Annotated in this window: 20 protein-coding genes; 6 read left to right on the forward strand and 14 right to left on the reverse strand. The window is 47.3% G+C overall.

Annotated elements, in window-relative coordinates; all coding sequences use genetic code 11:
* Positions 1 to 99 precede the first annotated feature (99 nt).
* Positions 100 to 1,578, reverse strand: coding sequence for a glycerol kinase GlpK (gene glpK, locus IE070_RS08510; RefSeq protein WP_189482449.1), 1,479 nt, complete (start codon positions 1,576 to 1,578; stop codon positions 100 to 102).
* 372 nt (positions 1,579 to 1,950) lie between these two features.
* On the opposite strand from glpK, the gene IE070_RS08515 reads away from it, so the two are divergent.
* The gene (locus IE070_RS08515; RefSeq protein ID WP_189482451.1) at positions 1,951 to 2,877 is read left to right on the forward strand and encodes an SMP-30/gluconolactonase/LRE family protein; all 927 of its coding nucleotides are present in this window, start codon (positions 1,951 to 1,953) and stop codon (positions 2,875 to 2,877) included.
* Positions 2,878 to 2,927: 50 nt separating this feature from the next.
* Here the strand turns inward: IE070_RS08515 and IE070_RS08520 are convergent, their stop codons facing one another.
* From IE070_RS08520 to IE070_RS08530, 3 genes are read right to left on the reverse strand one after another with little or no spacing between them, the layout of a single operon-like run.
* Positions 2,928 to 4,229 (reverse strand): alpha/beta hydrolase family protein, encoded by a 1,302-nt coding sequence (locus tag IE070_RS08520; RefSeq protein ID WP_189482453.1) that lies wholly within the window; start codon positions 4,227 to 4,229, stop codon positions 2,928 to 2,930.
* 20 nt (positions 4,230 to 4,249) lie between these two features.
* Positions 4,250 to 5,395 carry a galactokinase gene (gene galK, locus IE070_RS08525; protein ID WP_189482454.1) on the reverse strand — a complete coding sequence of 382 codons (1,146 nt, stop codon included), beginning with the start codon at positions 5,393 to 5,395 and terminating at the stop codon, positions 4,250 to 4,252.
* A gap of 5 nt (positions 5,396 to 5,400) precedes the next feature.
* Positions 5,401 to 6,435 carry a UDP-glucose--hexose-1-phosphate uridylyltransferase gene (locus IE070_RS08530; protein ID WP_189482456.1) on the reverse strand — a complete coding sequence of 345 codons (1,035 nt, stop codon included), beginning with the start codon at positions 6,433 to 6,435 and terminating at the stop codon, positions 5,401 to 5,403.
* 371 nt (positions 6,436 to 6,806) lie between these two features.
* Between IE070_RS08530 and IE070_RS16715 the strand changes: the two genes are divergently transcribed.
* From IE070_RS16715 to IE070_RS08545, 3 genes are all read left to right on the forward strand, one after another.
* The gene (locus IE070_RS16715) at positions 6,807 to 7,607 is read left to right on the forward strand and encodes a GNAT family N-acetyltransferase (RefSeq protein WP_189482458.1); all 801 of its coding nucleotides are present in this window, start codon (positions 6,807 to 6,809) and stop codon (positions 7,605 to 7,607) included.
* A gap of 17 nt (positions 7,608 to 7,624) precedes the next feature.
* The gene (locus IE070_RS08540) at positions 7,625 to 8,446 is read left to right on the forward strand and encodes a substrate-binding periplasmic protein (protein ID WP_229796991.1); all 822 of its coding nucleotides are present in this window, start codon (positions 7,625 to 7,627) and stop codon (positions 8,444 to 8,446) included.
* Between the two features lie 72 nt (positions 8,447 to 8,518).
* Positions 8,519 to 8,845, forward strand: coding sequence for a YceK/YidQ family lipoprotein (locus IE070_RS08545; RefSeq protein WP_189482460.1), 327 nt, complete (start codon positions 8,519 to 8,521; stop codon positions 8,843 to 8,845).
* A 27-nt stretch (positions 8,846 to 8,872) separates the two neighbouring features.
* On the opposite strand, the gene IE070_RS08550 is transcribed toward IE070_RS08545, so the two are convergent.
* From IE070_RS08550 to IE070_RS08595, 10 genes are all read right to left on the reverse strand, one after another.
* On the reverse strand, positions 8,873 to 9,739 hold the full coding sequence (locus IE070_RS08550; protein ID WP_189482462.1) for a DUF7281 domain-containing protein: 867 nt from the start codon (positions 9,737 to 9,739) through the stop codon (positions 8,873 to 8,875).
* Positions 9,739 to 10,983: a hypothetical protein gene (locus IE070_RS08555; RefSeq protein WP_189482463.1), complete on the reverse strand. Its 1,245-nt coding sequence runs from the start codon at positions 10,981 to 10,983 to the stop codon at positions 9,739 to 9,741. Before IE070_RS08555 ends, IE070_RS08550 begins: the two co-directional genes overlap by 1 nt.
* Positions 10,983 to 11,603 (reverse strand): condensin complex protein MksE, encoded by a 621-nt coding sequence (locus tag IE070_RS08560; RefSeq protein ID WP_189482464.1) that lies wholly within the window; start codon positions 11,601 to 11,603, stop codon positions 10,983 to 10,985. Before IE070_RS08560 ends, IE070_RS08555 begins: the two co-directional genes overlap by 1 nt.
* Positions 11,603 to 15,268 (reverse strand): ATP-binding protein, encoded by a 3,666-nt coding sequence (locus tag IE070_RS08565; RefSeq protein ID WP_189482466.1) that lies wholly within the window; start codon positions 15,266 to 15,268, stop codon positions 11,603 to 11,605. The genes IE070_RS08560 and IE070_RS08565 overlap by 1 nt, the downstream gene beginning before the upstream one ends.
* A 133-nt stretch (positions 15,269 to 15,401) precedes the next feature.
* On the reverse strand, positions 15,402 to 16,556 hold the full coding sequence (locus IE070_RS08570) for a DUF418 domain-containing protein (protein ID WP_189482468.1): 1,155 nt from the start codon (positions 16,554 to 16,556) through the stop codon (positions 15,402 to 15,404).
* Between the two features lie 208 nt (positions 16,557 to 16,764).
* Positions 16,765 to 17,373 carry a YigZ family protein gene (locus IE070_RS08575; protein WP_189482470.1) on the reverse strand — a complete coding sequence of 203 codons (609 nt, stop codon included), beginning with the start codon at positions 17,371 to 17,373 and terminating at the stop codon, positions 16,765 to 16,767.
* 103 nt (positions 17,374 to 17,476) lie between these two features.
* A complete protein-coding gene (locus tag IE070_RS08580) occupies positions 17,477 to 18,850 on the reverse strand; it encodes a class II fumarate hydratase (protein WP_189482472.1) in 1,374 nt (457 codons plus the stop codon).
* 287 nt (positions 18,851 to 19,137) lie between these two features.
* Complete coding sequence (locus IE070_RS08585) at positions 19,138 to 19,482, reverse strand: hypothetical protein (protein ID WP_189482474.1); 345 nt, start codon at positions 19,480 to 19,482, stop codon at positions 19,138 to 19,140.
* A 199-nt stretch (positions 19,483 to 19,681) separates the two neighbouring features.
* Positions 19,682 to 20,758 (reverse strand): DUF3083 family protein, encoded by a 1,077-nt coding sequence (locus IE070_RS08590; protein WP_189482476.1) that lies wholly within the window; start codon positions 20,756 to 20,758, stop codon positions 19,682 to 19,684.
* 94 nt (positions 20,759 to 20,852) lie between these two features.
* A complete protein-coding gene (locus IE070_RS08595) occupies positions 20,853 to 21,485 on the reverse strand; it encodes a trimeric intracellular cation channel family protein (RefSeq protein ID WP_189482478.1) in 633 nt (210 codons plus the stop codon).
* Positions 21,486 to 21,742: 257 nt separating this feature from the next.
* On the opposite strand from IE070_RS08595, the gene IE070_RS08600 reads away from it, so the two are divergent.
* Both IE070_RS08600 and IE070_RS08605 read left to right on the forward strand, forming a co-directional pair.
* Positions 21,743 to 23,947 (forward strand): TonB-dependent receptor domain-containing protein, encoded by a 2,205-nt coding sequence (locus IE070_RS08600; protein WP_189482480.1) that lies wholly within the window; start codon positions 21,743 to 21,745, stop codon positions 23,945 to 23,947.
* Between the two features lie 250 nt (positions 23,948 to 24,197).
* Positions 24,198 to 25,163 (forward strand): aq_1923 C-terminal domain, encoded by a 966-nt coding sequence (locus IE070_RS08605; RefSeq protein ID WP_189482482.1) that lies wholly within the window; start codon positions 24,198 to 24,200, stop codon positions 25,161 to 25,163.
* The last annotated feature ends 95 nt before the right edge of the window (positions 25,164 to 25,258 follow it).

Here is a 25,258-nt window from a genome sequence, read left to right on the forward strand (position 1 = left end):
CACTCCGGCTTGCTAATTATCATACAAATAGTATATATGAGATTGTTGATGATGTGGATCAGTTTTTCCAGCTTAAGCCTTAATGCTGATGCGCTATCATCATAAACGCACTTGGGCGACAGCGTGTTGCCATTTAGCATACAAACAATTACGGGCTGCGGCATCCAGCTTGGGTTCAAAGCGTCTTTCACACACCCATAGTTTGGCTAATTCCTCGGTAGAGGCAAACACGCCACACTGTAAACCGGCTAAATAGGCGGCACCCAGCGCAGTGGTTTCGGTAATTTGTGGGCGCTCTACCACGGCACCTAAAATATCCGCCAAAAAGCTGAGTACCCAATTGTTTTTGACCATGCCACCATCAACCCGCAGTACCGTTGGCCGTAAACCATCTTTTTCCATGGCTTTTTGCAAATCTTTAGTTTGATAACCCACCGATTGCAACGCAGCGGCTACAATGGTGTCGATACCTGAATCTCGGGTAAGCCCTAAAATGGCACCGCGCGCATTGGGATCCCAGTAAGGCGCGCCTAAGCCCGTAAACGACGGTACCAGAAAGACGCCATGATCTAGGGGCACATGCTTTACCATCTCTTCACTTTCGCCGGCATGGCGTAGCAGTTTTAAGCCTTCTACAATCCATTGCATAGTTGCGCCCGCCATAAAAATACTGCCTTCAATGGCATAGGTTGGTTTGCCGTTTAAACGGTAAGCGACGGTAGTGAGCAAGCGATTATTGGATTTAAGCGGCTTATCGCCGGTGTTAAGCATTAAAAAGCAGCCCGTACCATAGGTGCTCTTTGCCATACCTTGCTGAAAACAGGCATGGCCCACTAAGGCCGCTTGCTGATCGCCTGCCATACCGCCTATAGCTACTTCGCCACCAAAAATCGATGCGGTGGTGATGCCAAAAGGGGCTGAGCTATCTAGCACCTCAGGTAGCATCGACGCGGGAATGTCAAACAGCGCCAGTAAGTCACTGTCCCATTGCTGGGTATGAATATTAAAGAGCATAGTGCGCGAGGCGTTAGTGGCATCGGTGCGGTGTACCTTTCCGGCCGTTAATTGCCACAGCAGATAACAATCGACGGTACCAAAGGCCAGCTCGCCACGCTCGGCTTTAGCCCGGGCGTCTGGCACATTATCTAAAATCCAGCGGATTTTGGTGGCTGAGAAATATGGATCCAGTAATAAACCGGTTTTATCCGCAATCAGTGTACTCACCTCGGCGCTCAGTAGCGCTTCGCAGAATGCGGTGGTACGGCGATCTTGCCAGACAATAGCATTATAAAGTGGTGTACCGGTCGCTCTGTCCCACACTAGCGTGGTTTCACGCTGATTGGTGATACCAATTGACAGGATCTGTTCATATTGAATCTGCTGTTTTTCTATCAGTTTTTTACAGCAGCGCAAGACGGTTTGCAGTAAATCGTTAGGATCGTGCTCTACCCAGCCATTTTGCGGGTAGTGCTGCGAGAAGGTTTCACTCTCGGCGGCAATCAGCTTGCCTTGGGTATCAAACAGCACAGCGCGTGAGCTGGTAGTGCCCTGATCAAGCGAAAGTAAATAATGCGTCATGGTCTTACCTTGTCTATTTATCATATTATATGACTAGATTGCCGCGTCTTGGGCGTTTTGGCAACCCTATTTTGTGCTTATTGCAACGGTTTGCTTGCGTGATGCACACCCTAAATGGCCCATGTTGTTTATTGTATGTGATATCAATCTGCATAGAGCCTATCCGCACAGTATGTTCGTCACATAACAGGCGATGCTGGAAAACAACCGTCCTAAATAAAGCGTCTACATTGAAAAACTGTTAGCATAGGTGAAAATAGCAAATGCGACGCATTTTCTTTGTCGTAGTACAACACACAACGCCACAGCACAATGACAAAAGTAAAGTAATGACAAAAATAATGACAAAAATAACTGCAAAGGTAGAACAGGGTGTCTAAGCAAGGTACAGCTACACTGCTTAAAGTGATCAATTGCCACAACACCTTAGGTGAAAACGTGTTGTGGCATGAGCTTGAGCAGGCCATATACTGGATTGATATTGAAAAGGCCGAGATACTGCGCTATCACCCTGAATCTGCCGCGTTATGCCGCTATCCGTTGCCAGAGCGTATTGGTAGTTTTGCTTTTTTAGCGCCCGGTTACACGCACGAGTTTGATATTATTGCCGCCTTTGCCTCTGGCTTTGCACTCTTTCAGCTAGCAAGCGGAGCCATTAAATGGTTAGCCAAACCCACACAGATGGCTGGCTTACGTTTTAATGATGGTCGAACTGATCGCCAAGGCCGTTTTTGGGCGGGCACGATGGTCGAGCATGCCGAGCTTGCCCAGCAGCAGGGCGAATTATGGCGGCTTAATGCGGATGCCAGTTTGTATAGTGCAGTGCAAGGTATTGGTATTTCGAATGGCCTTTGTTGGAGCCCCGATGGTAAAACACTTTATCATGCCGACTCACCAGCACATCGAATTATGCAATACCGCTTTTGCCCAGAGCGTGGCCAGTTAAGTGCCCCCCAATTATTTACTGACACGCCCGAAAATGCCCATCCGGATGGTTCGACTGTCGACAGTACGGGGTATGTCTGGAACGCACACTGGGGCGCAGGAAGAGTGGTGCGCTACGCACCAGATGGCACTGAGAACATGGCCATTACGTTGCCGGTATCGCAGCCTTCAAGTGTGGCATTGGGCGGGCCGAATAAAGATTGGCTGATGGTGACAAGCTCAAATTTGGGTTTAACATCGTTGCAGCTTTCTAGCCAGCCAGAAGCAGGAGCGTTGTTTATCTATCAATTAGCAGGTATTCAAGGCCTAGATGAAGTATTTTGCCAGCTGCCACAAGGCTGGCTGGCAAAATAAATAGGTACTCGCGCAGCCTATTTTAATCCGTTTTGCTGCGCGAGATCCGCTTACTTGGATTGCCACGACAACCCCGTGCTAAAGCGTGCTGGAAAGCCTTTCCAGCCGCTGTCTTTGTAGTCAGCAACGGTAATCGTGGGCGGTAAATCTAGATAGCTACACTGGGTGGAAATGCTTTTAACATGGCAATCTAGCATGGCTAGCGCAAAGTGTTTATTGATTTCATTAATGTTTTGTACCGACCAACTGCCTTCATGATAGGTGCCTAAATCCAACTCATTACTCGTGGCGGCCGTGGGAGCAGGGTGGGGCGCAATATTATGCCGAGCCTGATGGAAAGTCAGTAAGTACTTGGCAGCACTGCCGGTATTATCAAATAACCATTTAATACCGTTGTAGCCTGAAATATCGTCTAGATCGCCAGCCAAATACAGCGTGGGTACGCTGATTTTAGCCAATGCCGTTTCTGAAAATAGCTTATGCTGGCCACCCCAGGGCGCAATAGCAATGGCCGCTTTCCAACTGGGATCAACGTTTACCTCATTATACTGCCCACCCGCACAGCTATTAAGAAGTTGCTGAATTTGCGCTTGCGTTGCCGTATCGGTAGTGCCGGTAAACGCGCCTACTGTGGCTGGCGTGAAGTTATAGCAACCACCAATAGTATTAATGGCACCAAAACCGCCCATGGAAAAGCCAATTACGGCAGCATGCTCGGTATTAACGTGGCGCTGTAGCGCGCTGTCTTTTTGTTTAAAGTAATTTAATACAAACTGCTGATCGCGTGAGCGATTTAACAAGGTGCTAAAAAATCCGGCAAAAGGCGCTTTGGTAATATCGACTTCGGCATGGGTGGAATCGGTATGATCAATTGACGCCACCACATAGCCATGTGATGCCAAATGCTCACCAAGGTAGTACATGATAGTACGATAGCCGGTATAACCATGCGATAACACAACCAATGGATAAGTTGCTGCATCGGTTTTACCCTCGACCAGTATCGCATCACGCAATGCCTCGCCTTGAATAGCAAAAGGAATACCTGTTCGGGTAACATCACGATAAACTGCAGCCGCCCCCGAATTACCTTTTGGTACTGGATACCAGACTTCTAAGCGTAGCGGTCGATCCTGTGATTGCTGTGTCGTTGGATTAAACTGCTGGGGATTAACGACGTCTAAGGTCGTCACGCCAACAGCGTAAGTGCCTGTTTGCGCCAGTGCGGGGATCATTGATGCTGGACGCGGTTGGTATAAACGTTCGGCTATCACATCGCTGCTAGCCACGCTGGCAAATGGTATGGTCGCTATCAACGCTGCTGTGAGTATGGATTGTGGGTATCGCATCATTTTCTCCTAAACGCGTTGTGTTAAAAGTAGCTAACATTGAGCCCTTGACCTGCTGTACAGACATATAAATCAGCGGTCAAACCAAATTGTTGTTGATACTGAGGCAGTACTTGGGTTTCTAAAGCATGTACTGCTTCAGGTAAACACAAACATACAATCGCACCACCAAAACCACCGCCAGTCATCCGTGCTGCGCCTTTGTCACCCAAGGCAGTCTGGCTTAACGAGACTAAACCATCGGTTGCGGCTACAGTAACCTCATAATCACTATGTAAAGACGCATGAGATTGCGCCATTAACGTTTTTAATGTGGCTAAATCGCCTTGTTGTAAGGCGGAAACGGCGGACATTACGCGTAAGTTTTCAGAAACAACATGACGGGCACGCTTTCGCTCGGTATCAGTCAACGTAGTAGAATGGGCAATATCCTCTAATGTCGCCTGCCGTAAAGATGCTACGCCAAGTTTTTTAGCCGCGGCTTCGCAATCGGCACGGCGCTGATTGTATTCACTGTCAACCAGTTTACGTGGATAGTTCGAATTGATTATGACCACGGCCAGATTTTCTGGCATGGCAACTAATTGCGTGCTGAGATCTTGGCAATCAATCAATAAAGCATGGTGCGCTTGGCCGTTAGCCGATATTAATTGATCCATAATGCCGCATTGGCAATCCATAAAATCATTTTCGGCTTGTTGTCCAAATACCGCCAATTGGGTCGGGCTGAGGTTAAGCGTAGCGAGGCTATTAAACATACCGCCTACTGCCAATTCCAGTGCGGCAGACGACGATAAGCCAGCGCCTTGTGGCACATTGCTACTTATCAGCAGATCGGCACCGGTTAAGGTATGCCCTGCGCGTTGTAATACAAAGGCGACGGCTCGCACGTAATTGCCCCACTGTGATGGGCCCGCGCTGATGGTGTCATTGACGCTAAAGCTGTCAGATTCGCCCGGATAGCTTAACGAATGAACATTTACGCGATTATCGTTACGGGCTTTAAATAAAATCTGTGTGCGAAAATTCAGTGCGCAAGGTAAAACAAAGCCATTATTATAATCAGTATGTTCGCCAATTAAGTTGACTCGCCCTGGTGCCGTTGCTACGCCATCGGCTTGAGTATGATAAATAGCGGTAAACTGGTTCTGTAACACGGTTAATTCCATCAATCTTATCCTTGTTTTTCTTTTTTATAATGCACAGAGCTGGCAGCCTGAAGGATAGTCGCTGCGGTTTCTGCGGTGAGATCGCGCTGGCTTTCGCCCAGCATTTCGTAACCTACCATGTGTTTTTTTACCGTTGCCGAACGTAGTAACGGTGGATAAAAATGCGCGTGTAGGCGCCAATAAGGTTGCTCACGATCAGTTGGGGCGCTATGCCAGCCCATCGAATACGGAAAACTGCAATTGAAAATATTGTCGTATTTAATGGTCAACACCTGTAGCGCTTCGGCCAGTGCCTGATTTTGCGCTGGGCTTAATTGACCAAAGTGCTGCACATCGTCTAAGCAAATCAGCAAGGTCTCAAAGGGCCAGGCTGCCCAAAAAGGTACCACGACTAACCAATGTTGATTAGCAAACACGACTCGGTTTTTCGCCTCTAGCTCGCGGCTGGCGTAATCGGCCAATAAACTGCGGCCATGCTGGTTAAAGTAAGCTAGCTGGGCCGCATCTTCTGTGGCAATTTCGGTTGATAGATGCTGGTGTGCCCACACCTGACCATGAGGATGCGGCTGCGAACAGCCCATAATGGCGCCTTTGTTTTCAAAAATCTGAATGCACTTGTACTGGCTGGCCAGTTCAACATACTGCTGCTGCCAAGTCGTTACCACGGCCGTTAATTCGCCAAGGGTTAATTCGGGTAAGGTTTTATTGTGCTCGGGCGAAAAGCAAATAACCCGGCATTCACCGCTGGTGGTTTCGATAGCAAATAATGGATCCTCGGTTGCCGGTACGGTGTCTTGTGCGATTAGGGCGCCAAAATCATTTTTAAACACATGGGTATGCGCATAAGCGGGGTTAACTTCGCCATTTGCCCGCGTATTACTGGGGCAAAGTGGGCAGCTGGCATCATGCGCGGGCAGGCTATCGTCGGCTACCGCTTCCGTTGCACCAAGCCAGGGGCGATTATTACGATGCGGAGAGACCAATATCCACTTGCCGGTAAGCGGATTCTGTCGACGATGCGTAAATTCAAAAGTATCCATTATCAGTTTTTCCTAACCGTTTATTGCCATGACCCAGTACGTTTTAGCCGGTTCACTCTTTTATAAAGATAATGCTTAGCGACTAATAGACTCTTAAACTAGTAAATTAATCGGAACGAAAATAGCACTACAAAAAATCATTTTATATTATAAATAGTATTAATGGTAGCAGCGGTTTTAGTCAATGCTTATAGGTAATTTTTAGTGTCTGGGTTCGCTTGAATTCGCTAATATGGCGAGGAGTCTAATGACTGTGTGGTGCAGGTAAATCCGGTTTAGCCAAAATTGACCTATCTGTATGGGCATTAATGGCACGAATATGTAAGAATAAACAATTAAAACGTTGTAAAAAATTTATAAAGAGTGCGCCAATGCAGATAATTCTTGATCCTCTTACTTCCCCCGCGGTAATGGCGTTACTCGAAGGCCATTTAGCAGATATGTACGCCACCTCGCCACCAGAAAGTGTGCATGCGCTGGATATTGCTAAGTTAAAAGCACCGGATATTCGATTTTGGACCGCCTGGGATGAAGGCGAATTACTGGGCTGTGTTGCTTTAAAGTTGCATAGTGCCACACTCGGCGAAATTAAATCGATGCGCACCGCTCCCGCCGCTCGGGGAAAAGGCTTTGGGCGAGTTCTACTGCAACATCTTGAACAGGAAGCGAAGCAACTGGGTATTACTGAGCTTTATCTTGAAACCGGCTCGATGGATTTCTTTTTACCTGCTCGTCGGCTCTATGAAAGTGCTGGTTTTGTGCATTGTGGTCCTTTTGCTGATTATACTGAAGATCCCTTAAGTACTTATATGATGAAAAACGTGCAGGTAGCCCCCGATGCGGCAGAGCCTGTGCGGCGACAATTACTGGCCTATAACGCTAAAGACCTTGCTGCGTTTGTGCGCTGTTATCACACAGATATTATGGTATATCGCATGCCGAATACCGCGCCCGCATTACAAGGTATTACCGAATTTAGTCAGTTTTACGCAACGGAGCGTTTTACCTTAATGAATCTGCAGGCGGTGGTGCTATCACGCATTATCGTGGGTAATAAAGTGATTGATCACGAGCGTATTTCTGGGCTAACGAGTGCACCGTACGACGTTGCGGTTGTTTACGAGGTACAACAGGGTTTAATCACTAAGGTATGGTTTTATTCTGCTAATTAACTTGGGATACGTATATTGTGTTGAGCTCCATTTTCGAAAAATTGTTGTTATTGCTGGGTCTGCTTTGGCTTTTAGGGCAATCGATGGTGCTTTGTGCTGAAGAATCTCCTGTCCCCCTGCCTAAAGTTATTGAAATAAGTGCTGGCGAATGGCCACCCTTTTTAGGTGCCGATTTGCCGCAACAAGGTGTTATTGCGCGTTTGATTCGAGATGTTTTTGCCGACGCTAACATTGAGGTGCAATTTGTTTTTTTGCCATGGAGTCGTGCGATGCATGATACTGGTAACGGTAAATATGCTGCCACTGCAGTATGGATGTTTAAACAAGAACGAACTCAAGCATTCTTGTACAGTGCGCCAGTATTAGATGAAAAATTTGTCTTTTTTTATCGAAAAGATCAGCCTTTTGATTGGCAACAACTTACCGATTTAAATGGCATGCTAGTCGGTGGTGTTAGTGGATACAGTTATGGGCCGGCGTTTGATGCCGCTGTGAAAGAACATGTCATTGGTTTAGATAGTGTGGGTTCAGTAGAACAAAATTTTCGACGCCTAGTCCTTGGGCGGGTAGACATTGTTGCTGAAGAGATCAGTGTAGGCTATCACATGTTACAACAGCGTATGCCTGATATTGCTGATAGTATCCGCCATCATCCGCAACCGTTGCTAATTAATCAAAGTTTTCTGTTGTTTCCTAAAGCGAACCCGCAAAGCGATGTGTTGAACAGTCTATTTAATGATCTGTTACAGGAATTTAGAGCCAGTGGTCGTTACGACAGCTATTTTGACACCTTAACTACCGTCGAATCAGATTCATTTGTTAAGCCAGTACAACCTTAATGTTTTTATTTTGTTTACTTAATTTTTACGTTAAGTTAAGCTTGAGCAAGTATTAAAGCGCAAGGTAAGCGAATGAAAATATTCTTATTATCGGTATCTGCAGTGTTCTTAACCGCTTGTGCGACAGTAAAAACACTCCCACCCAGCATTACCCATGTGAGCATCGAGCACCATGGTAAGAAAAGTTATTGTAAAGAAATTCCACGGGTTTACAGTGGCTTTGCCTTTAACCTATGCAAACTTAATGGCGAACCTAGTCGGCAGGAAAACTTAGGAAGTAGCTTTAACAATGTGCCGTTTTTTGTTATTGATGGTACTTTCTCGCTGGTCGCTGACACCGTGGTATTGCCTTACACTCTTTACACGCAAAGTCAGCATGGCAGCATCGACGTAAATTAATTTGCTTTGGTTAGCGACTTCACAAAATTAGCGAATTGAAACGGGCTTAAGATGCATTGCCTGCATATTTTGCTGTCTGAGTCCTACAAGTTGCTGGCACAGCAATTGTTGGTAGGGTGAAAATGCTGCAGTAACCTGGTATGTGGCAATCCCTGCAATAAAGCTAAGTTGCTTGTCTGGCAGCATATCGTTACTGGCATGATGTTGCAGCGTTGTCAGATCTGGCAGCAGCATGGCGCTGTAGTCCTCGCTTATGGCGATACTGACACCTTTGGCATCAAAGTCGCCAAAGTAAACAATGGGTTTATTTTCTCTAAGGCAAGCTATTTTTAGGGCTTTATAACCTTTGCCATATAACTTATCCCCTCGATAGATCAGCAGCGGCTGCTGGTAGGGGATGGCTAACTGAAAGCGCTCTAGCTGATAAAAGCAATCCAGATTTTCCACCACGAGCAAGGCGTCATAAGCGCTGAGTGCAATCTGCTGCCAATCTACATCAGTAATGCGAATAGCGGGTAGGCCTTGGCATGGCAAAGCATTATTCAGTCTAACTAATACTCTTTGCTGGCGCGGGCTTGGGCCAAGGCTTTTTAGCTCTTGCTGACTATTAAGAGCATTATCTAAGCGACTTTGCTGCTGAGTGGCATCCAGAAAACAGGCCTGCTGTAATTGCCGCTGTGTGGCGGCAATGGCTTGTAGCAGTGGCAGATTAAAACGAAATTGTGGTAATTGCAGGCTGTTAGCAGGCACTAACTCATGCTCTAGGCACCAGTGCAGCAGCTCTTGCACCGCTTTACCGCTGGTTTTTACCCGCTCGCTGCCACTGGCGTTTAGCCGCTGTTGCAGTTGCTGCAAGTAGCGTAGCGCCTGTGCACTCAGCGGCGGGTAATGCATTAGGCTGCCTGTAAACTAATGCTAATATCACGAATAAGCAGCAAGCTATTAAAATCACTGGCGGGCGCTTCTTCGCGCAGCATGGCAAACATGGCTTTTTCATCAACCGGCAGGGCTTGGTATTCGGCGATAATCTGATAGAGCCAAATTTCGCTATCCCATGTCAGTGCCTGCTGCTCCAAATAGCTTAGCGCACTGAGTTTACCGCCTTGATCAATCACCCGTAGGTAGAAGTTCTCGACATCGGTTTTCAGGGCCTGCTGGCGTGCCGCAATTTCTTCATCCTGCAATAAAGCACTAAAGTTGGCGCTTTGCGTGTCTAATAGCGTGACTGGCGTATGTCGCGGCAGTGCCCGCACTAATTCGGCCAGCGTTTGTCGCTCGCTGGCGTTATCCAACGCAATGGCGGCGTGTGGCTTGATACTCGCAGCCTGATTAAACAGTGTTGGCACCTCACTGCGATTGGGATAATCGGCCGGTTGGTATTTCGGGTGCTGGCGTAAAAAGGCCGCCATATTGGCAATTAACAGGGAGCGCGATTGTTGCTGGCGGAATTTGGCCAGCAGCTCAACCAGCCGCTTTTGCACCTCTAATAAGCTGCTATGGTGCGAGCTTAGCTGGCTTTGCAGCTGGCTTACCAGCAACTTACGCAGATGGTTATTACCTTCAGATAGCTCAATTAACTCGGTAAAGTCGAGTAAATCCAAGCCATCCAGTAAGCGGCGTAATTGCTTTTGCGCCCGTTCGTTTTCCCGAATTTTATCATCCAGACTGCTAACAAAACCAAAGTCGCTGTTCAGGCGGTGCCAGAGGCTGTCGATGGCTTCTTCAAACTGGCCGCTTAAATCATGCACATGCTCGGTCAGGCGTTGCAGCTGTAGCTCGGCCACGCTGTAATCGCCCTTATACTGGGCATCACGATAGGCTTGTACCCGGTTACGAATTTGCTCCAGCTTTTCCGCCACGTCAGCGTTAATCTGCCGGCGGTTTTCATCGGCCACCATACTGGCAATCAGCTCGCTGACTAACGGGCGCAGCGCCAAAGGCTGTTGTTCGTCTGGGCGCCATAAAATACGGGCAGCAATCAGTTTTTTTAACGCCCCTTCGCTAAAGGCACTTTCATCAATAAAGCCATCTAAATAGCCTTGCATCAGCTGCTTATGGTGTTTACCTAATAACGCTAAGCGCTCGGCACCAATGCTAAACAGGTTAGAGGAGGTATTGGCAGAATCTAACGGTGCCATTAGAGCAGCGCCTCCTGCGTCGGGGTATCCTCAACCGGCAGATGCTCCTCATCGCGGATAAAGCGAATCACATCAATTAAATAATCAATTTTACCGGTAACGATGTAGTACTGGCGCTCGGCATGCGGTTGCAGCAAATAACCGTGCTCTTTTAAGCGGCGGAAAATTTGCTTCACTTGGCTATCGAGCTGCTCACTTTGGCTATTAAAAAAGCGATCGCTGGCCAGCTGGCTTAAGCGCTGGCGCAAGCTTTGGTTATCTTCGGTGCGTAGCACAAATTCTTGCAATTTAATGGTGTCGCCAGCGGTTAAGGCGCTATCGCGGCCCATGGTTTCTTGCACCAGTTGCAACCATTCCAGCAAGGGCAATAAGGATTGTACTGTTAGGGCAAACTGGCTACTAAGTTGCTCGCGGGCGTCTTTATTCAGTTCGTGATAACCCAAAAAATACACGCTATGATCATCATTACTGACTAAACGCCGATTCAGCGGCCTTAAGTAATGGTTAATATCCTGCTGGGTTTGCTCCAAACTTAAATGCCGGTAAGCATCTTCGTCGGTAATCTTACAAATAAAGTCACCGGCCAGCAGGCGCTCGAGTAAAGGTCCGTGTTGTAACATTAGCTTGCCTCCTGCTGTTTCTGGGCTAAGCGCTCGGCTAAGCGACTGACTTTAGGTTGAATGCGTTTGAGCTGGCGCTTGGTAGGATCTTGCTGGCTTGGCTCGATTAAATAGCGATGCTGGAACAGCATTAACACATCTGACTCTGGGTTCGGGAAGGCACCGACAATCACAATCTGATTGCTGCTACAGGCCGTAAACAGCTTTTCCACGTTGTGATAGGCGAGGGTGCCAATTTCATCGATGGGCCAGTGAATAGTCACCTTGGCGTCGCCACGCAGTAAGCGGGTAAAGGCCAGTAAGTACTTACATAAAATCAGGTAAGCCATACCGTGGCTGGACGATTCTAACAACTGGCGATCGTTTTTAATCACTAGCTCTGAGCCGCCTTCGCTTAAATGCAGCTCTAAGCGCAGCAGCGATTCAATAGTGTATTGCTCATCGGCGCGCAATAATTCGACCACATCGGCCAGCGCATTCAGGTATTGCTCTGAGGGCAGGGCTTTACCCGAAGCGCCCCAATCATCATACAGCTTGGCGAAATGCTTAAGCGGCTGCCAAAAGCCCAGCTCATCGATAGTGGATAAGATGCGTACTTCCGATTTGCTAATGCCTTCCAGCACTAAGTCGTCGGCCACCGCTTCACTTAAACGGCGGCTTTGCAGCGCAATACGGCGGTTAATATCGCTAAAGACCGTAAAGAATTTCTTCAGATCGCCGCCGATATTCTCGCCCATTTCCAGCAATTGCTGCTGGGCATCTTTTAAAATTTGCAGCAAGTTTTGCAAAATAGGCAGTTGCTGGCGTTTACCGGCATAGTCTGGCAATTTGCGTTTTTCGTGCTCTAACCGATCTAAAAACTCGGGGCCGGCATCTTTACTCAGCCCGCTTTCAAATTGCTCTAACGCCAGTTTGAGGGCGCTATCCAGTTTACTACGCTGCTCTAAGGCTTCGTTGGCACGCGATAGCCGTTCAATGCTATCGGCCGAGCTTTGCAAGGTGGCGGGGGCAACGCTGGCCAGATGCAGCTCCAGCAGTTTAGCGAGCACCGGTTTTAATTGCAGCAGCAATTGTTCGGCTTGGGTCATTAGCTCTTGCTGCTGACGTTTTTGCTCTTCCAGTTTTTTCTGCTGGTTGCTGTAATCGGTTTTTAATTGCTCCAGCGCCTGCTTAATGCTGCGTTGCTGTTGCTTCAGCTCGGTTTCCTGTGCCAGCAATTGTGGCCGCAGTTGTTGCCAGTCCAGCGAGATAAACTTCTGCCAGGCCGTCAGTTCGTCTTGGCGGTTTTCGGTGGCTTTAATCTCGGTTTTTAACTGATCTTGCTTCTGTTTTAACTCGGTTAGGCGCCGTGGATCAATGCCTTTGGCTGATAACTCTTCGTTAAAGGCTTGCTGTAGCTCTTTAATCTGGTTTTTATTGTCTTCGCGCTTATGCTCTAACTGCCGCTCCAGCTCGTCAATTTGCTCGTCAAAGACTTGCAGCTCGGCTTGCCAGTCGGTTTTAAGCTCAATTTTCTGGCTGTTATGATCATCTTTTAACGCCTGCAAATCTTGCTGTTGCTGCTGTTTAAGCTTTTCCAGTTGCTGTTGCTGGCTGCTCAGTTCACTGCGCACGCTGCTCTGGCGCTGTTTAATTAGCTCGCGTTGCTGTGCCTGTAAGCGGTTACGCGCATCGCGGGCATACTCAATATTTTGCTCTGACTGGGTAAATTGCCACTCGGCTTGTTCTACCTGCGCCCGAATCAGCTCGGCTTGTTCAAAACGCTCTTTTAACAGCTTTTCTGCTTGCGCTTTGTTGGTGGTTGCTTGCTGTAATTGTTGCTCGGCAGCATGAATACGATGGCGAATCGCCGCTTCATCTTGCGCATAGTCCGGTGTATCAATGGCGCTAAGCTCTAGCGTTAACCCATAGACACTGTTGGTCAGATCTAACAGCTGGGGATGTAAATCTTGCCGCTCTAGTAAGCGCTCGTCTAGCACCTTGCCCAGCTTTTGCTCCCAGCCATTGTAGTGCAGGCGTAAATAGTGCCGTAGACTGCCTTGCTCAGGCGTAAGCTGGCGATGTAATTGCTGTAACTGTTGTTCGGCACTGTGTAAGGCTTTGCGGCTTAGCTCTAACTGTTGGTCGGCTTGCTCGCGCGCTTGCCGCGCTTGTTGATACTGCTGCTGCAATTGTTGTAACTGCCGCGCTTGTTGCTGCGCTTGTTGCTGCGCTTGCTCTAAACGCAGCTCTGCCGCGCGCAGCTCGTCATGTTCGGCCTCTGTTAGCGGCGAGCTGGTGAGCTGACTTTGCAATACCGCAATAGCGCTGCTTAGTTGCGTCAGTTGCTCTGAAAATTGCTGCTGCGCTTGCTGCAGGCGGCTTTGAAAGGCTTGCTCTAATAACGCCAGTTTGCCGTCTTGCTGCTCGCGGGTGGCGTCTTTTTGTTGCTGTAATTGCCTTGCTTTGGCGCGGTGTTGCTCGCTTAAGCGGTTAAAGGCTTCGGCCAGTTTGGCTTTACGCTGCTCTAGCTGGCGCTCTAAATCGCCATGTTGCTCTACCATCAGTTGGTACTGTTCCAACACTTCCTGCAAGGTTTCACGCCATAGCGGCAAGGCGTCAGTATCGCGCTGCAGTTTCGGCATATCTTTGGCGTCATAGTCGTCAAAGCGTTGCTGCAGTTGATCTAAGCGCGCGCTGGTTTCGTGTAAATCGGCTTCGGCTTTACTGAGTTTGCCGTTTTGCTCTAATTGCTGGGCGTTATACTGCTCTTTTAACGCCAATAACTGACCACGTAAAGTATTGACCTGCTGTTCGGCATCGGCTTTTTTCAGCTTTTGACTGCTTTCATCTTGCTGCAGCAAGGGGAGTAAGGCGGCCAATTGTGCTTCAGCGCCATCTAATTGCAGGGCTAATTGCTTTAAACGCTCAAAATCTTGCTGCAATTTATCCAGCCGCATCGACTGGCGCATTTGCTGGATCCACTCCCGCGCCTTGGTGTTTTTCACTTTAGTGGTGGGCAAGGTAACGCCATCTTCTTCAAAAATGGCGGCCAGCATGGCTTTAAGGGTGTCCATTTTGCCTTCTTTGGCATGGACGGCACTGACTAGCTTTTCAATATGTCGTAGTTTATGGCCGCTGCTGACTAAACTAAAGGTTGCGGCTAAGCGGCGTAGTTTGACGCTATCGGCATTATTGCCACGAAGTGCGGCGGCATCGTTTTGAATAATACTACGGTATTCACTGGTGGCACTGACTTTGGCAGAAACTTGCACATCGGGGCGGGCACGCATTGCCGCAGCCCAATCGCTATAGCTTAGGGCTTTTACGCCTTCACTACTTTGCGTTAAGTAAAAATCGCTTTGATAAGGCGCCGCCACAAAGCGGTAATCCACGCCACCTTCGCTCTTGCGCGTCAGCACGACCTGACAGACGTCACCACCTTCGCGCTGGTATTCGTAAATGAGGTAGCTGTTGGAAAACGGCAGATAAAATTCATCGAATTTCTTACGCGTTTTCGGGACGACGCGGTTGGGCTGTTCGCCATAAAATACAGGCACTAAACGTTGTAAGGTGGTTTTGCCCGAGGCATTGGTACCACAAATATTGGTATGCTGATCCAGCTGTAATTCGACCACACCCGGTAGGTGGGTATGGATCAGCACAATACGGAGTAATTGAGACATAGCGCATCCTGTCGGCGGCGCTTAGGGTGGCGCCGCTATCTTCGATTTTCTGGGCTTATTATCCATGGAATGACTAAAAATGCCAGTTGCAAATGTGGCATGTGCAACTGGCATTATTGGTTAGTACGGCAGTTTATTGATTAGTATGCAGCCCCTTCGCCTGATCGGGCTCTGGGCGTTTACTTAATCGCCGCCATAGCCATTCCATCGGACCTTGTTGGAAATACCGGGTGTAGAGTTGACTAAATAGCAGTTGGGCGCCAATCATTATTATAGCTATGCTGAGCAGCTGCAACCTATCTAACGTTGCGAACCACTCCGTTTTAACGACTCGGAACAGCAGTACCATGACAAGAGTTTGGCTTAAGTATAAGGTCAGAGCCAAACGACCACAGGGTGCCAGCCATTGCTGTAGCCAAGGTGAGTGCCGGAATTTAATCAACAGACTGGCAAAGCTTAACGCCATCATCACCTCAGCGACATAAGCCCAAGGCAGTATGCCTGCTAGCCCTAAAATATAACCGCTATGATTATCCAACCATACTACTGAGCCACTTAACATTAATGCAGTGGCAAACAATCCCGCTGTGTGTTTTGTGGAAAATCCGATTGCAAACCAATCTGTTTTATACAGAGCAATTCCTAATAACATTAGCGCAGTACTGTACCAAAGCATAAAGGTGATAAAGGCGCCAAACATAATTAGGCTTAGCGCTAAGTTTTCTTGTACCTGAGGCCAGAAAGGGCCTGTCCAAAGTTCAATTTGCTTGGTAACGGTTTCTGCGTTAGCCAGTTCTACCGCGGTGGCGCCATCAACGAAGAGATAGGTTAGACTGACAATGGTAGGGAATATCATGCTGATGGCAAAAAAGAGGATGACTTTTCGCCATAGTGCTGCAATGGCTAAATGAAAATAGCCCTGATACAAAACAAACAGCCCGGTAAGTGCATACCAAAGCAAAATGTCACCAAACCAGATCAACCAACCGTGCACGAGCCCAAAGAAAAGTAACCAATTGAGACGACGCTTAAGATAAGCTTCACCGTACTTTTCTGCAATTAAATATAAGCCTACACCAAATAAGATACTAAACAGGCTGACAAAACGGCCTTTAATAAAAAGCGTTTGAATATTGTAAAGCAAGGTGTCGGTGCTGCTAGGCGCAATTTCTGTCCATTGCAGGCTGTGTGCATAATCGGGTGGGAAGGCAAAGGCGAAGATATTCATGAGCAATAATGCCAATACGGCTAGGCCACGGATCATATCCAGTTGTTGCATCCGCTGCATTTTTACTCCTTATCAAATAGTGAAATTTTGTTATTTTGCAGCAATATTAACACACAGTTAACGCAAGCCAAGTGCTTTATCAGCAGCGGCTTTGAATATTCGTGAGCGGCCTTGATCAGATCAGGTTAACGCTGCGTTTTGGGATAACAGCGTTGAGTCATATCTGCTTAAGACAGCCATGTTTAACGCTTAGCGAATGATGGTGTCTTTACACAACAGCCACTTCAATACTACCGCCGCTACTATTTTGCAGTTGCTGGATAAAGCGTTCACTGTTTTCTATTGGCAGCAACACACTGAGCATCACCGCTTGCTGATACGTCACCGCGACGAGCTCACCGGCATGTTGAGCCAGTAATTGGCGGATCCGCGCCTCCAGTGCAAAGTCCGCCTTAAGTTCTAATAAAATCTTCGGGCTTATGGTCGTCAGCTGTGCCAGCTGCGCGGCTTGTGATACTGCGGCCGAATAAGCCCGCACTAAGCCGCCTGCGCCTAGTTTTACCCCGCCAAAATAGCGCACAACTACAGCCAAGCTATTGCCCAGCTCACGTTCGGTTAGCACATGCAGCATAGGTTTTCCGGCAGTGCCATTTGGCTCGCCATCATCACTAAAAGCTTGAGTTTGCGGTTGCCGGGTATTGCCAATAATATAGGCCCAGCAAACATGGGCGGCATCTTTATAACGCTCGCGATAATGCTGCACCCAGTGCATCGCCTGTTCGCGATCCGTTACCGGCTGCAAAAAGGTTAAAAACTCACTGTTTTTTTCAGTCAGGCTATGCTCGATCGGTGCGGAAAGCACGGTGTAGGAACTCATACCAGCGCCACTTTACATAAAGGGCGCTTAGTATAGCGAAAAAGCGCTCTGGCTGTCTTGGTAGAGCGGTTAATTGCTTGATAGTGAGTTGTGTGGTTTTCTCTTAAGTTAGCATGCCGGTCAGTTTGGCTGGATCTAATAACTGCGCCAGTTCTTCTCGGCTAATATCGGTTTGCTCGACGGCCACTTCTAAAATAGGCCGTTGTTGCTGATAAGCCAGCTTGGCGATCGCAGTGGCTTTGTCATAACCAATGCGACTATTCAGTGCGGTAACTAAAATAGGGTTTTGCGCCAAGCTTTTGGCAATATTTTGCTCGTTTACCGTAAAGCTGTTAATGGCCTGATTCGCTAAAGCCAGACAGCTGCCACTGAGTAAGCTGATGGCTTGCAGCAGGTTATCGGCGACTAAGGGCAGCATCACATTTAGCTCAAAATTCCCCGATTGCGCTGCAATACTTATAGCGGTATCGCAGCCAAACACTTGAGCGCAAGCCATGGCAACGGCTTCCGGTATTACCGGATTCACCTTGCCCGGCATAATCGAAGAGCCGGGCTGGAGTGCAGCTAAGCTAATTTCCGCTAACCCCGATAAGGGGCCTGAGTTCATCCAACGTAAGTCGTTGGCAATTTTTAGTAAGGCCGCCGCAAGCGTTTTTAAACTACCCGAGAGGGCTAAAGCGCCATCTTGTGAGCTTAGATTAAAGAAAAAATCTTTGCTGGGGCTTAGCGTTAAACCGGTCTGAACACTAAGTTGGGTGGCAAAGCGTTTGGCAAATTCGGCATGGGCGTTAATACCCGTGCCCACCGCAGTGCCACCCTGCGCTAACTGGCTTAACAGTGGAATTTGCAGGGAAATTTGCGTTTGCGCATGAGTAATTTGGCTACACCAGCCGCCAAGCACCTGCGCAAAAGTGACTGGCATTGCGTCCATTAAATGGGTGCGACCGGTTTTTACAATATGACCGATTTCGGCAGATTTAGCGCTAAGCGCCTGTTGTAGCGCCGTTAGCGCAGGCAGGAGTTGCTGCTCTAGCGCCAGTAAGCTGCTTAATTGAATAGCGGTTGGGATAGTATCGTTACTGCTTTGGCCTAAATTAACATGATCATTGGGATGCACCTTATGCCCACTAAGTTGACTGGCCAAGGTCGCCAACACTTCATTCACATTCATATTACTGCTGGTGCCAGAACCGGTTTGGTACACACTGACCGGAAACTGGCTATGATCGGTGTGAGCGAGTAACTGCTCGGCTGCTTGTGTGATGGCGTGTGCTTCGGCTTCAGGCAATAGCTGTAAGCTGGCATTAGTTAACGCCGCAGCCTTTTTTATCTGTAATAAGGCCTGAATAAACCCTACTGGCATGGGCTTGCTGCTAATTTGAAAATTCTGCACTGCGCGCTGTGTTTGAGCCTGATACAGTGCCTCTGCTGGTACCTTTAGCTCACCCATGGAATCACGTTCTATACGATAGTGCATACTTACTCCTGGCAGTAAAAAATTTGATTAAGATAGGGCGTGTTGACGTTTGCTGGTTGTTTTTGCAGCTGGGTGGCTGGTATTTATACAAGGCAGAGCTTGTGATGTGTAGTTATTCTACATGAACAAGCGATAACGCAGTAGAAATGCCAGCCACACGCTGCCCGAAGGGTTCATCTGGCGGCGCTTTGCTCTTTGTCACTCGTCGTTTATTTAGAATAACTAAACTACACTCCTCGTTTCGCGATCAAAGCGCCGCCAGAAGAACAAAATCTAACCAGCAAACGTCAACACGCCCAAGCCTGTAACGCAAGTTGCTGTTTTTGGCCGTTGCGCTGCGCAGTATAAAGCTGGTTTAACGCCAGCATCGGGCGATAGAGTTGGTCCAAACAGCATTGATAAACCGATAGCTGTGTTTTATGAAACATGGCGGCGCGTGCTAAGTTAAACAAGCCCTGCCGCAAGCACCATTCTTGTAACAACAGATTCTGGTCTTGTTGCAGTTCCGCGGCGACACGACAGCAACTGGCGGTGTAGTCGGAGATCAGGCGGTGATAATGTTGTTTTGGATCGTAGGGGGCAAATAACTGCCTTTCTAAGCGAAACAGCGTATGCCAAAGCGATGTGGTCATATAACCTCCGGAACATTATGCTAATGATAATGGTTATCATTAGCATAATGTCAAGTGTTAAACGCAATAGCTTTAGTGCTGGTCGAACATACAAAATTAACCAGTGAAGAGATAAAAGGCCGCTGTAAATGCTGGTTATTAAAAACAGATACGGGAGCAGCGCCCCCGTATGTATGTGTCAAGATTTAGAGATACAGCGTTACTCTGCAGTAGGGATAATATAGCTAATATGCTGATAAAACCGCACTAGTAGATCTTGGCGATCGCCAGGAATTTCTAATTGGCGCGCAAAGCTACGCAGCGCCTCTTCCACCTGATTCATAAAGCGACCATAGCCAAACTCGGTATTGTCGTCTTTATCGGCCACGATAATAAAATGCGCGCTCTCAACCAGTTTGTCTGCTTGCCAAAAACTCAGCAGTTGTGGCTCGCTGCAATCTGGATTAAAGCTGACCTTTTGCAGTTCGCGGTTGTTTTCGACTTTATCCCATTTACTGTTACGGACTACCGGCGTTAATCCATTGGCCACTAATGCCAATTTATCCAGTTTTTTACCGGCACAGGCCGCAGTAAAACGTTGCTCTAATTGCTGATACAGTAGACTGAAATCGGTGGCTCCGGCGGTTAAAAAGTGCTGTTTCAAACTGCGGGTCAGTGGCAGTGTTACCGTTACATAGGTAATTTCACTGTGTTCATCGGGCAAGGCGCATTGCCGAGCTTTGTACCGCGGGTAAAGGCCGCGAAGTTTATAACCATAGCTTTCTTTATGCCCTTTGGTTTTGGCAAATAAATCATAGGAGAGTTGCTGATGATCACGGAGTTTAATGGCTGGCTTACCTGGTAACTGTTGTTGCCAAGTCGTCAATAACTGTACCACTTTGCCATGAAATGCTGCCGCTTGTGCACGTAGCTCTTCGCCAGTAGCTAAAAAGACGATCCGAAGTTTACGTGCCTGATAGTCTGGCGTAATAAAGACACCTTGCCCTTCGTGATACTTAGGATTGTAGAAGAACAGAATTTGTTTTTCAGTTTGCAGGCTATATGCTTCTTCGTGATAACGTACTACCGGTAATTTATCATTGGCAATCAATTGCACATTGCGTAGTTCAACCTGTTCCATCAAAGCAAAGAGCTGCTGCGCAAGCTGTTGGTAGCATGCTGCAGTAGAAGCGAATCCAGCATAAAATGCCTCGTCCGTTTTAATTTCAGCTAATAAGTACTGATTAGAGCGAGCATTAGTAGGAATATAAACACGATGTGGATTGTGGCTAGCCATAAAACCTCCGATACAATTAATTACGCGCAGTCTACTGATAACTGCGCGGTCGTTTATTGTTCTAGATTAAAGTTTTGACCGATCTGGAATGAGGCTAGGGTTCGTTTAGTTCTTGATGGTGTTTACCAAAAACTGGAATAGTAATATGCCATTTTATTGCGGCTAAACGCAGGATTAATAAGCCCAACATGCCTGCAATCATCGCATAAAATTGCGGCACATTAAGCGCCAGTAATCCGGTGTAAATAATGCCACCAAAAATACAGGTGACGGCGTAAAGCTCACCACGAAATACCATGGGGATTTCGCGACATAGCACGTCACGGATCATACCGCCGCACACACCGCTCATCGTACCAAGCATAATGGCCACCATACTGGATGTGCCATGATCTAACGCTTTTTGCGTACCCATTATTACAAAGAATGCCAAACCAATAGCATCAGCAATTTGCAGGGTATTGTTTGGAATGGTAAGCCGATTACGTACCAGCAGAATCGTCACAATCGCGGCGATAAAAATAGCGTAGAAATAGGTGTTGTTGTTCATCCAGATCACAGGCACATCTAAGATCAAGTCGCGCAAAGTACCGCCACCAATAGCCGTAACACTCGCCAATACAATGACGCCAAAACCATCCATATGATTACGCCATGCTGCTAAGGTACCCGAGATAGCAAATACGGCGATACCTGCCAAATCAAACCAATGAAAATATTCCGACATGGCTAAATGCTTCCATGAGCAAAGTTAAGGTTTCTAGTTAGAACAATACCATTTTACGCCAACACGGAACACTGTGACGACTGTTTTTCTAGTAATCCGGATCAGACAGAATATTTTAATTGCATTTGCAAATGATAGTAATTATCATTCGCGTAATTGTTCGGGGTAAATTGTTTGCTCGTCGCTGCAACAGGCTGTTGATCTCATCTTCATAAAACCATCGAGACTTGTTGTCATTTTAACTATAGGGAGTTTTCATGTATTTTCGTCGTGCCGTTTTAGCATCAGCAATAAGTGCTGCCGTTACCGTTACTAGCCCGGTTTTTGCTAATGTAGAGGCTGCTGCAGATAGCAATATGGAAGTTATTGTTGTTACTGCTGCGGGTTTTGAGCAGCGTTTAATTGAGGCACCTGCCAGTATTAGTGTGGTTACTGCGGCGGAACTACAGCAAAAAAGTTTTACCAATATCGCAGAAGCATTGTCATCAATCCCAGGTGTTGATGTTCGCAATGGCGTGGGAAAAACCGGTGGGCTAAACATTCAAATTCGTGGTTTGCCGTCTGACTATACTTTAATTTTAATCGATGGCCGTCGCCAGAACACCTCGGGTAGCATTGGCCCAAATGGCTTTAATGAGTTCTCAACCAGTTTTCTACCGCCGTTATCAGCCATTGAGCGTATTGAAGTCATTCGTGGCCCTATGTCAACTTTATATGGATCTGATGCCATGGGCGGCGTAGTCAATATTATTACAAAGGCCGTTGCCACCGAGTGGGGCGGCAATCTAAGTGTTGATCATGTTTGGCAAGAAAATCGTGATGCGGCTGATGCCTCAACGTTTAATCTTGGGGTGAGTGGGCCATTAGCCGAAGGTGTAGGTTTGCAGCTTCGGGGGCGTTTTTTTGATCGCGGAAACTCTGAGCGAATGAATCCTGCAGGTACGGGGCGTGATCCGCGTCCAGCAGAAGGTAACAATTATGCGCTAGGTGGTAAGGTAACTTATCAACTAAACGAACAGCACCGGATCTGGGTTGATCTTGACACCGCCCGGCAAAAGTACAGTAATGCCGACGGCCGCTTAGGCACTCTCGATACCTATCGCGCTGACGGCACGCCGAATCGGATCGCTGGCTACGAACACGAATTACGTTTTTATCGAGATCAGCAAGTGATTGGTCACCGTGCCTTTTTAGCTACAGGCACTTGGGATACGTCGTTAAGTCGCGTTGTTTCTGAGCAAGAAGGGCGTACCTTACCTGCCGGAAATGCGCCAGCGTTTGGTTACAGCGCTATTGGTGGAGAGCCACGTACATTACAAAATACCGATATTGTGTTCGATACCCGTTTTGTTATGCCATTGGCAAATCACTTATTGTCAGTGGGGTTTGAGGTTAAAGATGCTGAGGTGATTGATGGTGCTGCGGGGCAAGGCAATGCCTTTAAGCAAGACTCGCGTTCGCTTTATGCTGAAGATGAGTGGGCACTGCGGGACGATTTACGTTTTACCCTAGGCGGCCGCTACGAGGATCATAGTGCTTTTGGTGGGCATTTTACGCCACGCGCTTATATTGTTTGGAATACCACGGAGCAATGGACTTTAAAAACCGGCGTAAGCACGGGCTATAAAGTACCCACGCCAAATCAATTGCATGATGGTGTGACCGGATTTACAGCACAAGGGGCGTCGGTTACCTTGGGTTCTCCTACTTTGCAGCCGGAAGAAACCATTAACTACGAAGTAAGTGTTAATTATACTGACTTAGATAAGCTAACACTCACCGCCACCGTCTTTTTAAACGAATTTAAAAATAAACTCGCTACAGGGCCAAGTACGCCGAATTGCTTGTATTCCGACGCCACCACTCCGTTAAATCGCCCGGGGTGTATCACGGTAGGTAATTTTAGAACCCAAAGCGATTTTAGTCAGCAAATTAACTTAGATAAGGCGGAAAGCCGCGGAGTTGAATTCACTACAAATTATGCCATGAGTGACAGCGTAACGGCGAAGGCGACTTATACTTGGATGGATACGGAAGTAAAAAGCGGTGCTGACGTGGGCACCTATTTGGTCAATAATCCGAAAAATCAATTAACCGCCAGTACGACTTGGCAACTCACCGATAAATTTAGTACCTGGGTAGAAGCCGAATATAAAAGTGATCGCAAACGTTTCGAGCCTTACCCAACATCTGGGCAAAATTTAGCCATTGCCAATGCCACCGACAATCAATTAAAGGGCTATAGCGTGTTGAATTTGGGAGCCAGTTATCGCCTGCAAGATAATCTGCGGCTAAATGCGGTGGTATATAACTTACAAGACAAAGATTTTTCTCAGAGTCGTGCGTATGTTTGGAATGGTAATACAGAGTATGCGTATCTTTACTCGCATACGACCAGTGCGATTGGGGGGACCTACATAGATGGACGAAGACTTTGGATATCGCTCTCTTATGATTTTTAACGCCATGTTTTACAGTATGTACCCCACTGAACGTTTATTTTAGCGTAATCAAGTAAAGGCGCAGTGCCTTACCTAATAAAGATGCATTAGATCGTATCCCTCGACCAAAACCTGCACATAAAATTGCAGGTTTTTTTATTTCCTCAGGAACTGTTATGCTTATTGGCTTTCAGAGTGTTTACTCAGGTTATGTGTTGATAGGATCGCCTTGCAACGCATAATACTAAATTTTCTTATTTTTAGGTTTTGTATGCAAAAAAAATGGCTGTTAGGCGCCGTAGTTGGCGGCGTGCTTGCGATTACGGTAGGTGTTTACCAGTATGTGAATTATCGGGCAGCCGCCATCTTGGCTGAGCAAATCACAGTGATCAATGAGTCTTATGCTGTGATGGCAACACAAGGCTTAATGCCTGGCGTTGCCTTGAGTTATGAGAATATTAAGGCCAACTATTGGCGCAATGATTATCAAATAGCAGGCTTAGCCATTAATGTCGCGGGGTTAGGGGTGCTGGCAGAAGTGGCGAGTATCCAAGTTACTGGCTTTAAACCCGGTACTTTAGCTGAGACTGGGCGAGTAGAGATTAAAGACGTTAAACTGGCAAAAGGGATGCAATTACTGTTACCGCCGGCATTAGCAGAATTGAGCAATGAGATCGCACTCAGTACGCACTATAATTATCAGTATCACGCCGCAAAAGGCGAGTTATTGCTAGAACAGCATATTCAGCTGGGTGAACAATTTCACTTACACTATCAATTGACCTTACAGCAAATGCAGCCGCTATGGCAATTTGCTACCGATTTAACCAAAATGGATGCAGAAACGCAGCAAAACTACAGCCAATCACCAGCGTATACGGCTGCGTTGAATACCGCCTTAGAGCAAGGTCAATTGCAACAAGGCAGCGTGACCTTAACTAACCAAGGTTTCTTACAAAAATTGCAGCCGATCCTAGCGTCAACAGAGCAAACAGCACAGCTAAGCGGCATTAAAACGCAATTAGAACAATATTTAAGTACAGCCAATACCTTACCAGAAAGCATTAACATGGCATTGCTGGCGTTTATTGCTGATCCCAAAGTATTACAAATGCGTTTTCAATTATCTGAACCCGCAAGTTTTGCCCAGCTAAAAGACGAAGCCTTTTTAGCTGAGTTACAAACTGCTGAGCAGATCATTCACTTTATCAATTTGCAGCTTACGGTAAATCCGTAACACAGAGGTGCATACACTGCCTAAGTTACCAAAATGATCTGGTTTGGCGGCTAACTACACCAAGGTGCGAGATAAGGCACCTTGGAGAGTCTAGC

This window comes from Alishewanella tabrizica, assembly GCF_014652375.1.
In the GTDB taxonomy this organism is placed as follows: domain Bacteria; phylum Pseudomonadota; class Gammaproteobacteria; order Enterobacterales; family Alteromonadaceae; genus Alishewanella; species Alishewanella tabrizica.

What these genes read in the sequence shown, in the direction of transcription:
- IE070_RS08555 (WP_189482463.1), bottom strand. Translation starts at nt 10,983, where the DNA reads ATGGCACCGTTAGATTCTGCCAATACCTCCTCTAACCTGTTTAGCATT.
- IE070_RS08545 (WP_189482460.1), top strand. Translation starts at nt 8,519, where the DNA reads ATGAAAATATTCTTATTATCGGTATCTGCAGTGTTCTTAACCGCTTGT.
- IE070_RS08580 (WP_189482472.1), bottom strand. Translation starts at nt 18,850, where the DNA reads ATGCACTATCGTATAGAACGTGATTCCATGGGTGAGCTAAAGGTACCA.
- IE070_RS08600 (WP_189482480.1), top strand. Translation starts at nt 21,743, where the DNA reads ATGTATTTTCGTCGTGCCGTTTTAGCATCAGCAATAAGTGCTGCCGTT.
- IE070_RS08550 (WP_189482462.1), bottom strand. Translation starts at nt 9,739, where the DNA reads ATGCATTACCCGCCGCTGAGTGCACAGGCGCTACGCTACTTGCAGCAA.
- galK (WP_189482454.1), bottom strand. Translation starts at nt 5,395, where the DNA reads ATGGAATTAACCGTGTTACAGAACCAGTTTACCGCTATTTATCATACT.
- IE070_RS08575 (WP_189482470.1), bottom strand. Translation starts at nt 17,373, where the DNA reads ATGAGTTCCTACACCGTGCTTTCCGCACCGATCGAGCATAGCCTGACT.
- IE070_RS08605 (WP_189482482.1), top strand. Translation starts at nt 24,198, where the DNA reads ATGCAAAAAAAATGGCTGTTAGGCGCCGTAGTTGGCGGCGTGCTTGCG.
- IE070_RS08530 (WP_189482456.1), bottom strand. Translation starts at nt 6,435, where the DNA reads ATGGATACTTTTGAATTTACGCATCGTCGACAGAATCCGCTTACCGGC.
- IE070_RS08595 (WP_189482478.1), bottom strand. Translation starts at nt 21,485, where the DNA reads ATGTCGGAATATTTTCATTGGTTTGATTTGGCAGGTATCGCCGTATTT.
- glpK (WP_189482449.1), bottom strand. Translation starts at nt 1,578, where the DNA reads ATGACGCATTATTTACTTTCGCTTGATCAGGGCACTACCAGCTCACGC.
- IE070_RS08570 (WP_189482468.1), bottom strand. Translation starts at nt 16,556, where the DNA reads ATGCAGCGGATGCAACAACTGGATATGATCCGTGGCCTAGCCGTATTG.
- IE070_RS08565 (WP_189482466.1), bottom strand. Translation starts at nt 15,268, where the DNA reads ATGTCTCAATTACTCCGTATTGTGCTGATCCATACCCACCTACCGGGT.
- IE070_RS08520 (WP_189482453.1), bottom strand. Translation starts at nt 4,229, where the DNA reads ATGATGCGATACCCACAATCCATACTCACAGCAGCGTTGATAGCGACC.
- IE070_RS08560 (WP_189482464.1), bottom strand. Translation starts at nt 11,603, where the DNA reads ATGTTACAACACGGACCTTTACTCGAGCGCCTGCTGGCCGGTGACTTT.
- IE070_RS08590 (WP_189482476.1), bottom strand. Translation starts at nt 20,758, where the DNA reads ATGGCTAGCCACAATCCACATCGTGTTTATATTCCTACTAATGCTCGC.
- IE070_RS16715 (WP_189482458.1), top strand. Translation starts at nt 6,807, where the DNA reads ATGCAGATAATTCTTGATCCTCTTACTTCCCCCGCGGTAATGGCGTTA.
- IE070_RS08585 (WP_189482474.1), bottom strand. Translation starts at nt 19,482, where the DNA reads ATGACCACATCGCTTTGGCATACGCTGTTTCGCTTAGAAAGGCAGTTA.